This is a genomic window from Pseudoalteromonas sp. SG41-2 (assembly GCF_014164535.1).
Taxonomy (GTDB): Bacteria; Pseudomonadota; Gammaproteobacteria; order Enterobacterales; family Alteromonadaceae; genus Pseudoalteromonas; species Pseudoalteromonas rhizosphaerae.
This window is the reverse complement of sequence record NZ_JACJFK010000005.1, coordinates 190,842-204,895: the sequence shown is the minus strand read 5'-3', so window position 1 is coordinate 204,895 and position 14,054 is coordinate 190,842. Positions and strand designations below refer to the sequence as shown.

Annotated in this window: 10 protein-coding genes; 4 read left to right on the top strand and 6 right to left on the bottom strand. The window is 36.7% G+C overall.

Annotation, left to right across the window (positions count from 1 at the left end; genetic code table 11):
* Genes H5186_RS06005 through H5186_RS05990 form a run of 4 tightly spaced genes read right to left on the bottom strand, consistent with a single transcriptional unit; the run spans position 1 to position 3,901 of the window.
* Positions 1–1,239 carry an efflux RND transporter periplasmic adaptor subunit gene (locus H5186_RS06005; RefSeq protein WP_182794240.1) on the bottom strand — a complete coding sequence of 413 codons (1,239 nt, stop codon included), beginning with the start codon at positions 1,237–1,239 and terminating at the stop codon, positions 1–3.
* Positions 1,240–1,247: 8 nt separating this feature from the next.
* Positions 1,248–2,528: a TolC family protein gene (locus H5186_RS06000; protein ID WP_182758726.1), complete on the bottom strand. Its 1,281-nt coding sequence runs from the start codon at positions 2,526–2,528 to the stop codon at positions 1,248–1,250.
* 12 nt (positions 2,529–2,540) lie between these two features.
* Positions 2,541–3,515, bottom strand: a complete 975-nt coding sequence (locus tag H5186_RS05995) for a M56 family metallopeptidase (protein WP_182758727.1) — start codon at positions 3,513–3,515, stop codon at positions 2,541–2,543.
* A 2-nt stretch (positions 3,516–3,517) separates the two neighbouring features.
* The gene (locus tag H5186_RS05990; protein ID WP_008467191.1) at positions 3,518–3,901 is read right to left on the bottom strand and encodes a BlaI/MecI/CopY family transcriptional regulator; all 384 of its coding nucleotides are present in this window, start codon (positions 3,899–3,901) and stop codon (positions 3,518–3,520) included.
* 95 nt (positions 3,902–3,996) lie between these two features.
* On the opposite strand from H5186_RS05990, the gene H5186_RS05985 reads away from it, so the two are divergent.
* Positions 3,997–4,350, top strand: a complete 354-nt coding sequence (locus H5186_RS05985; protein WP_008467186.1) for a DUF3147 family protein — start codon at positions 3,997–3,999, stop codon at positions 4,348–4,350.
* A 170-nt stretch (positions 4,351–4,520) separates the two neighbouring features.
* On the opposite strand, the gene H5186_RS05980 is transcribed toward H5186_RS05985, so the two are convergent.
* Both H5186_RS05980 and H5186_RS05975 read right to left on the bottom strand, forming a co-directional pair.
* On the bottom strand, positions 4,521–5,900 hold the full coding sequence (locus H5186_RS05980) for a DEAD/DEAH box helicase (protein WP_182758728.1): 1,380 nt from the start codon (positions 5,898–5,900) through the stop codon (positions 4,521–4,523).
* Positions 5,894–6,400 (bottom strand): hypothetical protein, encoded by a 507-nt coding sequence (locus H5186_RS05975; RefSeq protein WP_259399588.1) that lies wholly within the window; start codon positions 6,398–6,400, stop codon positions 5,894–5,896. Before H5186_RS05975 ends, H5186_RS05980 begins: the two co-directional genes overlap by 7 nt.
* Before the next feature lie 239 nt (positions 6,401–6,639).
* On the opposite strand from H5186_RS05975, the gene H5186_RS05970 reads away from it, so the two are divergent.
* The 3 genes from H5186_RS05970 to avs1b all read left to right on the top strand — a co-directional run bounded on the left by H5186_RS05970 (position 6,640) and on the right by avs1b (position 14,053).
* Positions 6,640–6,948 carry a helix-turn-helix domain-containing protein gene (locus tag H5186_RS05970; protein WP_165724362.1) on the top strand — a complete coding sequence of 103 codons (309 nt, stop codon included), beginning with the start codon at positions 6,640–6,642 and terminating at the stop codon, positions 6,946–6,948.
* A 144-nt stretch (positions 6,949–7,092) separates the two neighbouring features.
* Positions 7,093–8,277, top strand: coding sequence for an AVAST type 1 anti-phage system MBL fold metallo-hydrolase Avs1a (gene avs1a / locus H5186_RS05965; RefSeq protein WP_165724364.1), 1,185 nt, complete (start codon positions 7,093–7,095; stop codon positions 8,275–8,277).
* Position 8,278: 1 nt separating this feature from the next.
* The gene (gene avs1b / locus H5186_RS05960) at positions 8,279–14,053 is read left to right on the top strand and encodes an AVAST type 1 anti-phage system protease Avs1b (RefSeq protein ID WP_165724365.1); all 5,775 of its coding nucleotides are present in this window, start codon (positions 8,279–8,281) and stop codon (positions 14,051–14,053) included.
* Position 14,054: the final 1 nt, after the last annotated feature.

Below are 14,054 nucleotides of genomic sequence, written 5' to 3'. Positions count from 1 at the left end.
CTAGTGATCGTGTGACGCGCCAGACTTTTCAATATCGGCTTTGATGATGTAGCTATTTTCAGTAACATACTCAGTACCAGCAGGCAGTCCACCTAGTACCTCTACCCATGTTGCATCTGAACGACCCAGCTCAAGCATCCTGACTTCATATTCATCAGCGACTTTTGTATACACGACCGTAAAATCACGAAAGCTCTGTAAGCCTATTTTCTTTACCGCTAAAGGAACTTCAAAAGAAGCAGTTTCAATATCGGCTTTAACAAAACTCCCTTCCAACAAAGGCTCAGCCTGTTGTGCCAACGTAACCCACACCATTCTTGCCTGATCACTTCTAACTTTTGGCTCTATAAATGATACCTTACCAGCAATATTCACAAGACTACCTTCTGCCTTAATGCTCACTAGAGTGCCTTGAGATACTTTGCTGTAATCGCTCGGGTAGACTGCTAATTTAACGACAGATTGACTCGCGTCTGTGATAACAAGCAGTTCTCGGTTATTCGTTTGCTCACCTGAATTAGCCATTTGTTTTGCGACAAAACCAGCAATAGGCGATTTTATCTCATAGGGGTTTAAACTTTCATTACTTTCAATCGTCATTAAAGTTTGGCCTTTATTTACTTTATCGCCAAGCTTTACATTTAAGTGTGTAATAACACCTTCAAAACGTGCAAAAACAGTGCGGTGCGCACTCGGCGGTAACCAAACCTGTCCATAAGCAGGGATCGTTTGATGAAGCTTTTGAGACCCTGCAATTGCAGTTTCAATCGCCATTGCATCTGCTACTGCGGGTTCGATTTTTGTTCGCCCCTCTAGGTTATCGTATTGCCAACGATATTTTTTTCCTTGGTAGCTCGCATTTACTGTGACAATAAAAGAGTGCGGTTCGTAAATTTCCATATCCCCACGTAAAAAGTCACTTTGGCTAATAAACTTAATATCATCAATCACATTACCTAATCGGGTTAACGTAACCGTTAATTCAACATCGTCGGGATTAATTGGGTTTTTATTATCCGTTAACCATACTCTAAACTCAGGTGGTACGCCTGTTTCGAAAATCGCTAACTCCAATGCGAAGCTTCCTTCACGAAGCATACGACCATTATGCGGCCCTTTTTCAGGCTCTGCTTGCTCTGTAGTAGGTGTTGATACTGCGCTAGCGGGTAAATGTACCCCCGCGCTGAGGCCGAGTAATACGGCAACGGTTATGGAGGGAATAAAGTTTGTCGTTTTCATAAATAATCTCATTGTTCTATCGATGCGCCAGTAAGACGCTGAATTTCTATATGCTGTAAATGTAAGCTTTCATAAGCGCTAAGTAGTTCTGATTGCGCGCTTAATTGCGCCAGACGCACGCTACTCCACTGGTTGTAATTCAATTTACCAACGTTAAATGCTTGTTTTGCTTGGGTAAGCGCGGTTTCTAGCGTGGGAATGATTTCATTTTTTGAGGTGGTAATTACATGAACAGAATGCTTAACTTCTTGAAGCAAAGCATAAAGCTGGCTATTAGCTTGTTGAGTTAAACTCTTCGCTTGCGCTGTTAATACATCTTGCTCGGCACGTAACTTAGCGACCGTTCCGGCATTGCTGCCAGATGCTCCCCACGGAATAGAAACACCGGCCACGAGCCCAAAGTCATCCGTAGATTCATAGCGACGTAAGCCTGTTGTGAATTGCCATTGTGGTTTTGCTTCAATTTGAGCTAATTCAATGTGTGATTGTGCAATACGTTTTTGACTTGCTAACTGCATCAAACGAGGCGCATTTTTAAAGCGCTCGAACTGTGACTGAAAATCTACAATTTTAGGTAACTGCAATAAGTTACCTGTAAGTGTAAAGTCAGTGCGAGGCTCTGCCCACAAGGCTGAAAGCTGATATTTTCCGCTAGCTATTTCATGCTCAAGATCTTCGACAAGTAATTTTTGTTTAATTAGTTCAGCTTTGGCTAAATTTTTATCAATAGCCAACGACTGACCAATACGAACTCGTTTATCTATTGCATTTACAACTTCATTCGCTTGTCTTACTGCCATTTTATTGAGCTTTAGTGCCTCTTCTTTCACCAGTAGTTGAATAAATTGCTTCGCAGTCATCGCGGCTAAATCAAGTGCAATAATTTGTTTATCTAAACGTAACTGCTCAAGTTCAGACTGGCTTGCTTTTACGCGACTATCAATTTGCTCTTGTTGCATCAGCCAAGAGAAAGTTAAGGTTGATTGCATATTTTGCAAACCACTATGCTCACCTGTCCCAAAAGCATCTTCAACCATTAAGCCTATTTGTGGTCTTTGGCCTATACTTGCTTGCTTTATTTTGCCTTGCTGGGCTTTATCTCGATAAAAGAAGCCCTGTAATTGCGGGTTGTTAGCAAGCGTAAATGAGATGGCTTGCTTTAGATTTAATGTTTGATAAGCCTCAGCACTTGCAAAACACGGCAGTGCTGTAAAAGCCATCAATACTCCCACAAAAAACCGACTACCAATCGGTTTTTTGTGGGTAAAATGACTACTAAATGATTTCATTTTAATCCTTACTTAGTGGATGAAAAAAGTTTCGATAAGATGGTGGACACTATCGACAGTCGACAGTGTGAATAAAGTGATAACCACAAAGCTAAACAAGGTGATCATTAAAAGTAGCTTAGGCGTAGTGGAGATTGGCATTAACAATGTTTGTATACGCTGAGTTATTTGTTCATTACTAAAATGACTCATGTATATATTGTCATTCGTAATATGTTGTTGTCGTTGAAATCGAGCAACATTAATAAGTGCTTGAGCCACATCTAATCCATCAAAACTTTGCGTTGCACCGACATCAGCGATTTGTTCTGTTAAAGCCGTATAAGATTGCTGTAACGCCGCGCGCGTTGACGCAGGAAAACACCAACCAAATAGACTAAACAGTGTTTTAAAAAGCGGATCTCGGGCTTTTAAATGTGCTAGTTCATGCTGTATGACTATGTGTACTGTTTTTTCATCAAGTGCTTGTAATCCGCTGGTTATATACACTTTTGGATTGAAAAAACCAACAGTAAATGCCTCTGGTACAAGGTGGTCAATAACGTGTACAGACTGGTTGGGATAATCTTTGTGAGGTTGAGTATTTGATAAAGCCAACAGACTGCTCATTGCTGAACTATGTCTATTAAGACTAAAAAATGCATGTACGCTAGCGCTTGTCATCAAACAAGCTGCTGATATAAGTAATACCGAATGCCAACTATAGACAGAGAAAACCTCTAGGTGATGCCAGTGAGCAACCCCTTGCAACCAATTAGACATTTGGTTTTGATGTGCCTGCCAAAATACAGCTGCACACAATAATGAGATCCACCAAGGGCTGCTAATAGTTAACCAAAGCATGAACTTACGCTCGGTAAACTGGAAAATAGTAAGTTTTTTACAAAGCGAGGTGTGGAAGAAGGAAATCAATATGATCACACAAATAAAAGCGGTCACCGCTGCGCTCGCTAGATTTAAAAACACGGCCCAATTTCCAACAATCATGTTTACACTTTTCCGCTTCGTAGTTTTCGCTGTTGCTCTATAAGCTTTTCGAGCTCATCTAATTGTGTATCATTAAAATTAGTCGAAGTAGAAGAAAATGCAGCAATTAAACTGTTTTCACCCTCTTCAACAAAGTCAGCTGTAATATCATTTATTAAAGTAGCTATAAGCGAGTTACGATCAACTTTAGTTCGGTAATTATAAGCATGACCCTGCTTAGTTCTGCTAAGAAGGCCTTTTTTATAAAGTCTTTCAAGGGTGCTTTGAATAGTATTGAGAGTGCAGCCACGTGTTTTACCTAAACGACTGTGCACATGCTTTGCATCCGCTTCTTTAGAAGACCACAAATATTGAAGTACTAGTTTTTCTAATTCGCCTAACTGCATAATCAAATATCTCTTAACAACATAGCCATATCATGGCAAAATAAAAACCGATAGGCAATCGGTTTTTATTTTTTATTTAAAAAGGAAAGTAATACATGGGTTGGATAATTTTTAAATACTTAGTGACAGCAGCAATTGTTGTAGCGGTTTCAGAGGTCGCAAAGCGCAGTGATAAACTCGGAGCACTAATTGTAGCACTTCCATTGGTAACCATTTTAGCGATGATTTGGTTGTACGTTGAAAAACAGCCGCCAGAGAAAATTGCGAGTCATGCCTGGTACACATTTTGGTATGTTGTGCCTACCTTACCGATGTTTTTAATATTTCCATCATTACTACACCGATTTGGTTTTTGGCCATCACTCGGCCTCAGCGCCTTAATAACTTGTTTTATTTTTGGAGTGTTTGCATTCGTCGTTAGTAAATTTGGAATAAATTTATTACCCTAAAAGTTGTTTCTGAAATTAATAATATGGTGAAATCAAGGATGTAGCTGAGGCAATAATTTCGATACTTATCTCTAAAAAATTTCCCATTACTTAGCAGAGTCAAATAAAAGCTAGCCTTATTTATGTACTAAGAGTGATAATATAAACAGAATATGGCTCATTTTATGGAACTATAAAAATGCTTCTATAACTCTAGTTCTAAGTGATTTAATTTGTATACTGCTTAATGAACAACCTGAAAGCAGCTCATCATAAGCTATACCGCGTTCTGAAGTTAGGCCCCCTAGAACGAGTTTATCAAGGGTTTCTTTTAACTTATTATCCCTGTTTATCTTTGGCGATGTTAAAGGTCTAAATATATCTTCTCTCACCAAGATTGTGTCACATTCCATATCAACATAAGAGCAACTATCTGGTATATCAATATTAATACGCTCAGCAAACTCAACTAAGCTTGTTTCTGCAAATGTGAATAACCATGCGAATTCAATTTTACCTTTGCCAGACCTAAGAATGCGCCCTAGAACTTGCCTAAAATACAACTCTGTTTTTATAGAGCTTAAATGACAGCATACTTGTAGCCTAGGTATGTCGGTCCCTTCACTGATCATACCAACACTAACAATCCACTGTTCAGTAGATGACTTAAATAAATTAATTTTCTGTGTTGAATTATCGTGTAAGTAAGTAACTATGGTTGACGTTTGATTAAATTCTTCAATTAATAAACTATTTATCATTTCAGCGTGCTTAACTGAAGACGCGACAACTAAGCCTCCGGCAGTTGGGTTTGAAGCTCTTATCTCCGACAATTTTAATACGGCTAACTTTAGTAAATATCTAAGTGCAGAGTCATTATTAAGCACCTCTTGGTACGTTGAGTGAGCTTGCCTAACAAATTCAGCTATAGACCCATATGTATCGTGACCATCCGAAATATTATTGCTATCAACTAAAACTATTTTTGGCTCTCTACACACATTATCTCTAATGGCCTGACTCAAGCTGTATTGATAATCGCATATCAACTCACCTTCTGGGTCAGAATAGTTCACTAAAGCGATAGGAAGAGCGTCTGAGCGCCAAGGAGTGCCTGATAGCGCAAGCGTGTAAGTTGCAATATCCTGTAAATGGAAAACAACTCTCTCACCCCACGTATTGATTTTAGATTTATCTTGCGAGAACGAGCAATGGTGTATTTCATCAAAAATAAAAAATGTACGGTATTTACTTAGCCCATCCCAGGTACTTTGAGGAATGGAGCATAAACTTTGATAAGTCATTGAAACACCTACAGCCGTAAATGAGCCATCAAATGAACACCCAATTATTTTTCCAAATGTTCTTTTGATATTATTAGCCACTTCAACCGATGGTGAAAAGCAGATCACTCTGTCTATCATTTTTTTATCAAATAACGTTTTGGCCAATGATGCTGCCATTATTGTTTTACCAGCACCTGGAGTAGCCTGACATAGAAAGTGCTTATCACTAACAGCGTATTTCTTTACCGCTAACTCAACACATTCTTTTTGCCAACTTCTCAACATTGCCGTGCACCATTATCCAAAGAGGCCAATACAGTAGTTAAAGCGTTAACTTTTCCTAATAACTTAGCTGAATTATTTTTAGCATCATCTAATGCAGAGTAGAACAAGCTAAGGTGCTCAGGGAATCGCTTTTGTAGAGCTTTATATTCATCAACTTCCCCTAATAAAATTGCAAGCTCAGCCTCAAAGTGTTTCTTTTCATTTAATAAGGTTTCAACAAGCGGTGATGCTTGATTATCAGTATTACTGCTAATTGATTTTTCTTGTTCAATTACAACCTGTTTCGCCACAAACGTAACGTTATTAAACAGCTCAGTTTTAAAATATTTTTTATGGCGGCCACTTCCTTTTGAATTTAGGAGTTCCTTCCGCTCAAGAGCTGTCGTTTGTCTATAAATGAATTTACGTGCCTCATCTATATCTTGATATGTATCAGTTACGGTTAATAACTCATCCCTGAGCTCGACAATTGTAAAGCCATTGCACTCTTTTTCGATCAAAAGGGAATAAATATGTTGGTTTAATTTGATAACGTGGGGCATTTCTTATACTACAACAATTAAGAAAACTTAGGGTTGCTAAGTATATAGAACAATGCAAAACTTAGAAATACTAAGTTTTATGCTTGAGAGTGATTTTAAGAACATACCCACAAATCAGACTTAGGATTCCTAAGTGTACAAACTATTGTAAAACTTAGACAATCTAAGCTATTAGAGACTGAAAAAATGATACTTTTGTGTTCCAAAATCCAATCCCAATTAGACTCAAACAAGCCCGCGCTAAGTCAGGTATTACTCAAAAGCAGCTGGGGATACTTATCGGTATGGATGAAAACTCAGCGAGTGGTCGCATGAACCACTATGAAAAAGGCCGTCATATTCCAGATTTAACGACTCTAAAAAAGATCGCTGATGAACTAAATGTTCCATTGAATTATTTTTTCTGTGAAGATGAGACAACAGCAGAGCTAGTAATTGAAATATCAAAGTTAGACACGGAGAAAAAGCTTGAGCTAATCAAGGAACTCAAAAAATCAACTAAATAACTAAAGTTTAAGAATAAACAACCTGATACTAACTTGATATTTTTGGATTAAGTGCTGCGCCAACACATTAACTTTTATAACAATTGATCTGAGAGTATATTTTTAACAAACAAGAATTAAAAAAATCAATAAAGGGAAATTAATGTGAAAATTAAAATGTACCCAGCCGAAAATGGAGATGCATTTTTGATTTGCTCTTCCGATACTAATATTTTGATCGATGGCGGTTATGCAAAGACCTTCGATAAACACATAAAACAAGATCTCGATAACTTAGCGAGTAAAGGTAATATTCTAGATTTAGTTATTGTAACTCATATTGATGCTGATCATATTGGCGGAATTATCCGACTTTTATTACTGAACGAAAGTAAAATATTAAGTAAAGTTATCTCGATCAAAAAAGTTTGGCACAATAGTCTTCGAAGCCTTTCATTACCAAATAGTTCTGAAATTTCACAGGAAAGCTTAGAAATCCTGAAATCGTTCATAAGAAGAGGTCACCCCAAGAATTTAATTGCAGAAACTGAGCAAGTAGAAGAAATTAGCGCTAGACAAGGCAGTACACTAGCAACTTTGATAAATAAAGGTCGATATTGTTGGAATGAGAAACATGGTTTAAAAAACATATGCGTAGAAGAGAATTCATACACATCTCTTCCTAATGGTTCAATAAAAGTTATAACCCCTACAAAGTTAAGACTACAAGAACTTCTACACTCATGGAAAAAAGAGCTAAAGCGTTATGGACTTACTGAATCTGTTACATCAAATACAATTGTCGATGATGCATTTGAGCTAAGCTTAGAACATAGGCAAGAAGAAAATACCAAGCTCCCAGAATTAACATCTTCTGGCCAAAATATAAAGCTTGAGGATATATACTCACCTGATGAGTCAAAAACAAATGGAAGTTCAATTGCAACTATAATTGAGTTAGACGGTGTTAGAGTACTTATGCTAGCTGACGCTTGGGCCGAAGATATTATAGTTGAATTAAATGCAATGAAAGCTCAAGGCGATAACTTAGAGTTTGATGCAATAAAAATATCTCATCACGGTAGTATCCACAACACCAGCCCAGAGCTCCTAAAATTGATAGATGCACCGGCATTTTTTATTTCAACTAATGGTAGTGGAAATCATAATCACCCCGATTTAGAACCCCTTTGTGCAATCGTTGATAGAGAAGCGAATTTTATGAGAACTATTTACTTTAACTATTCAACCTCAGCATCTAGGAAGCTTAAAAACTATCAAACAACCACTGGAGCAACTTTCACAGTTGTAGAAAATGCTACAAATTGGATTAATATCAAAAAGGATTAAGATGCTAGATAAAACAGCACAATCAGCGACATGTAGAATTCAATGTGGTGAGGAGTCAGGAACTGGCTTTCTTGTGTCTTCAAAATTAGTATTGACAGCAAGCCATTGTTTGGAAGATCCGACTGAGAGTAACAATGAGGTTGATGTTGTTTTTGAATATGGCACAACCAAATTACCTCACAAAGCAAAAGTGCTGGATTATGATGAGAGCTTAGATGTAGCTCTATTAGAGCTCGACTCAGAACCCGACTTAACTCCGTTAACTATCAGTTGTCAGATGCCACTAGATGGTTCAAAGTTCTACTCTTATGGATGGCCAGTAGCTAAACTAACAATCGGTCACCGTTTAGAAGGAAAAATAATCCAAACTTTTGAAGCTACAAAACTAAAATCTGACATCGAAATTAGTATTAACCAAGAATTATCTCTAAGTAGTTATAAAGGCTTTTCTGGAGCTGCTTTAATATGCGATGAAGCTTGCGTTGGAATAATTCGAGTTTCAATTGAGAAAACATTACATGTCATTTCAACTTTCACACTACGACATTTTTTAGCTCAAAATGATATTCCAATAACACAAGAAGAAAGTTTGTCTAATAATGAAACCATAGCTTCACGATTTGAATTCGTGAAGCAGTTTGATGAACTACTCACCAAAAATTGCAATAGTTATAGGTTCATTAACGGCGCTCATGGGATAGGAAAATCCACTTTTTGTGATACTTACTCCCCATTGAATGACTCACTTGAACACTTCGCTACTTATTGCTTTTCGCAAAGTCAGAAGTCCAAAAATGCAGTACAGCTAGCACAGCCTATAGAGTTCTTTAATTGGCTAAATATGCAAGTATCAAAATTAATAAACGGGACTCCTATAAGGACAGATAACTATGATTACCACAGGTTAATAAAAGAAACAGAACAGCTCCTTTCCATAGCTTGCAATAAATATGATTTAAATAAAAAAGTAGGTATTTTATTTATTGATGGGCTTGACGAAATTTCTCGGCATGACCCTGCTTTATTAAGTAAGTTCATTGGGCTTTTACCAATACAACTACCTAAAGGCTTGATTATTGTTCTAGCAGCCCCTAACTATGAACAATTTGAAGCTCAATTGGGACAAAGGTTGAATAAAAGTTTATGTATTTCGCTCCCTCCCCTGAAATATAATTCAGCCCAAAGTTTCTGCTATACCAACCTATATAATGAATTTGCAGTACCTAAAACTGTAAACTTAATTTGTGAAAGAGCTCAAGGACACCCTCTATACCTTCGCTATTTAATAGACCTAGTAAACTCAGGATTAACTAAAAAAGAGTTATCTGATTTCCCCCTGATTGATGGAACAATCCGAAATTACTACGATTTACTTTGGTCACAGTTAAAAAACGATGAAGCTGCGGTAAATCTATTAGCAATTGTTGCTCGATTACGATGGGGGATTCCTATTAGTTTCTTTTCGGAGATTTTAAATAAAAGCGAACAAGCTATTCTAATAAGTACTCATAGTAGAATAAAACACTTACTTTTAAATGAGAATGAAACAACCGTCTATCACTCATCATTTTCAGACTTTTTGGTTGAAAAAACTCAATTGCTTGAGAAGAGTATTCAACTGAGACTATTTGAGTTTTGTGAAAAAAATCAAAAGAGTCAATACGGCTTACTTAATTTAATTTATCACGGCCTCAAGATAGAGAATGATGATAAATCTCATGTAATTCTATTATGTAATCAAAGTTGGGTAGATAAATGTGTCCTACAAGGAGTAGAGCCTGACACTTTGCAAATTGATATTCATAAAACCTTAGAGGCTGCAACACTGTTAGGTGATTTAGCTGAAACAGTTCGAATATTATTATTGTCCCAAAGAATTAATTTCCGCTATAGCGTTTTATTTGCTCAATCAGCTAGTTTGACAGCTGGAGCACTTATTTCTATTGGGAAACAAGAAGAAGTTTTGCAACATGTAGTTAGGTATGGTCAGTTAATAATACCTCCTCAAGAATCTTTCAAAATAGTTTTACACCTCTCGAATGAAGAAGCTAATCAAGAAGCTCTCAATCTAACAAGAACTACAGAGATGTTTATTGAGGACAAGTTTGAAAATTTATTAAGTGGAGATGGGATTCCATATGACGAATTTATGAACTTCTTTAGCTTGTACTCTCAACTTTTCATGCTTAAAACTCGACTTGGTGACGAATCCGCTTATAAGAAGTTCGTGAACTTTCAACTTTATTGGTCGGAAGTTATTTCATCCAACGCAAAAAATAAAGAGTATAGCGATGCGTTCAAAAACGAAATGGTAGCTAACTCCCAAGCAACCGCAATGTGCCTACTGGAACACTACGTGCCTATTTCAGAGCTACGCAAGATCTATCGAGGTCCTATCAGTGACTACACAGGAATTATTTTATCCTCGATTCCTATTTATTTTGAGTTATGTCGCTATTACGGCTTAACTGCCAATAGAAGTATACTTACAGTAGTTTTTAATGACCTTCTAACCATCATTGCTGAATGTGGTGGTGGAGTTAATAAACTAAATAGTGTAGCTACTAGCGCTCTTTTAACTCTCAATGCGCCAAAAGAAATTATAGAAACCTTTAGTAAAGAAATTGAAGAGTTGAGCTCCTTTACCTTCATCGGAGAAGACGGAATCACGAGTGATGAATACCTTTTCATTCAAAACATGTCTGACTGGCGACTAAAAGCATATGCTAAAACTTGCTTTAAATGTCCGAATTTTATCCCATTCACTAATAACAACTGGGAAGAAAGCATAAGCTCCATCTGTAAAATAGTTGCTTGGTGTAGTGGCAAAGCAAGAAAATACAATCAAAGTAGTGATGCTAAAGAGCTAGAAAATGTATGGGATATACTCAATAAAAGCGTTATTGATAATATAAAGTTTGTTTTGTCAGAGCGAGAGCAATGGCAAGATTCATATAACATACCTGAGGGTATTTTCCCGCTAATTTACAAGGAATTAGCTGAGACGATATCTCAAAGTTTTGAAAACAAAATTAGCTATTTAATAAACCATCTTAATACTCAGTTTGATACTCAATATGGAATATATTCAGAGGGATTTAGAAGAATACTTAAGAATACGATTGAGTGTTTAACGAGAAAAAAAATAGATTCTCAATCAGAAGATCTTGTTTTCAATTTAGTTCATCAATGGAACAAGTATGTAAGTCAAAATCTTAAAAATAGATATGAACTGATCCCTGAGCTTTTAGAAATAATTGCTTTATATAAAAAATTAGACGCACAAGAGGAAGCAAAAAGAACCTATGAGAGAGTTTTATCTCTTTCAATGGGGCCAAGCTGGTATAAAGAGGACCAATTTGGTTTATGCATTACCGCACTCGAATCTTTAAGTACTACTTCGAACTTAAAACATGAAGTTATCAAAGATATTGCAGGTATACTTGACGCAGCTAGCGGAGAAATGACTTTTCAAAGATTTGTTAGATACGCCAAAAGAGATCTTATTGGTGCCTTGTGTGTAAAAGGTAAGTATAAAATTGCTGTAGATTACTTTATTACACAAACATATGGCACATTAGAACAGATGCACATCGAAGTCACTCGAGATAACATTGACCGGCTCAATGAACTTAGGGGATCTCGCTTTCCTGGCAATGCTCTTGACGAGCAAGATTGCATAGTATTGATTGTTAAAAATATTTATAAAGTTGCTGACTGGCAGCTTTGCTGGGCTCTTCTAGAATGTTTTCAATTTGGAGACGATCGCCATTATAGCAGCTTTACCCAAGCATATGGATTAATCTTAAATAATATTTCAGATGACCAAAGTTCAGTGAGTAAAGCTTTTGATAGATTAGAAATAATCTGTGAGTCAGAATTTAATGACGAATTAAGTAAAGCTCAGTTTATTAATACAATTTTTTCAATTATTTCCGAGGGACTCAGAGAGCAGTTTGAAACAAAGTTTCAAACTGAATTAACTCTGATCAATGAGATTGAAAAAGAGGAAATTACAGATAATGATGAGTCGTTAGCTCCAAATGCTGATGTGCATAAAGATGAAAACTTAGGCCGTAACTCTGATGATATGGTTATTCCTGGTATATTTGGTAAACAGTCAGTAACCCAAATTGCAGAGAAGTTATTAGATAACGCTGAGAGTTTACTTCGCCGAAATAATTTCTCGAGTGCAACAAGTAAAATTTTAGCAGGGATGGAGGCAATGCAAGGTGGTGGTTGGACTATTTGGGGAGAAAGCCTATCAACAACTAGCAGAAGTCGTTTTCTATTGGCACAAACCACCGACTCAGTCCCAGAAATAGTAAAACTATTTTCTTCACTTATTTTAAATGAAACAAACACTCAGCGCTGGCAAATAGCTGAAGGGCTAGTTGATTGGCTGGGGAAGCGGTCATCACATGACATACAAAATAAACTACTAAAGTATACTATTGAGCATATCAATATAATAGTCGGAGATACTTCAGAATACATTACTAGCTACACAAAGGAAAAATCAAATAATAAAGTGGGGAGTAGTCTTGAGGAAAGTCTAACACAACTTTTATGCCATACTCTTAACCACCCTGCTTGGCTAAGAAGAGAAAAAGCAGCTGAGTTAACATCTTGGCTATCAAAATCTTATCCTTCTTTTATTAAATTTTTCAGCCCAAAAGCATTCTCTATGGACTCAGGATCACACTCAGATATTATTTGTGGTGCAATTGAGCTAATACCTTTTAATCTAAAGTTATGGGATCAACTTGCGGACACGCTAGATTTTGAATCTATATTAAACAACTGTAGACACACAGGGAGGTATTCTGTTTTAACTAAACTAGCTAATAAAGCTGTAATACAGGAATCTCAATCAGCACAAGATGCATTAAACATACTTAGGCATCGTTTTAATAAATATAATTCTTTAAATCATGATGAAATAGAGTTACCAGAATGGGCTGAGACTATCAAGTATGAGTGGGATAAACTTGTTCAATATGGTGCTATAAATAATGAAGTCGTAGCTAAAGCCGAAAAGATGATGAGGGAGATCTGCTCACCATTACCAATTGAAAAGGCTTTAGAGTTGGAAGAGTTATTGGCTGAAGGTTACTCTAGTAGCACTACTCCTCCCCAACGTTGGAAGGATAAAGTATTTTATGTATTCCAAGTAGCGCTTACTGATAATGCGTCTGAAAAGAACTATGAATACATAGGGAGTCTATTTAGACAATATAATCCTAATTCACTAACCAAAGAACGCATCATCAACTTTAACTCTCCTGTTGATAAATGGTTTAAATCTAATAAAATTACTCCAGTTCATGAAGGAAAAGTTTATTTAGACTACTGTGAGAGACTATTGTTAGAAGGTGAGCTAAAGTTTGTTAGACTAACAGCATATATTGCAGAGTCACAACAAAGCATCCCACTGATTTCTGGCAGATTTTTATCTACCGAACAAATCAATCAATCCAGTGTAAGTGACCTTGACACCTGCGCTAATGTGGTAGCCAATCCTGCATATTTTGGAGGGTTTACACCTGCAAACCCCGCATATCATTTTATGCAAATTACCAATATTAATAGCTCTGACATCACAAGAGGTTACTGGAAGTCAGGTCGTGTATTGGATGACTATAAAGGAGCACCGATGAATGAAGGGTGCTTCCTTGCTATAAATGAAAAGTCTTTCTATCGCGCTATTAACACTAACATTATTTGGCGGTTAGAAATTGATTTCAAAACTGTTGCACATATAACCTACAATTAAC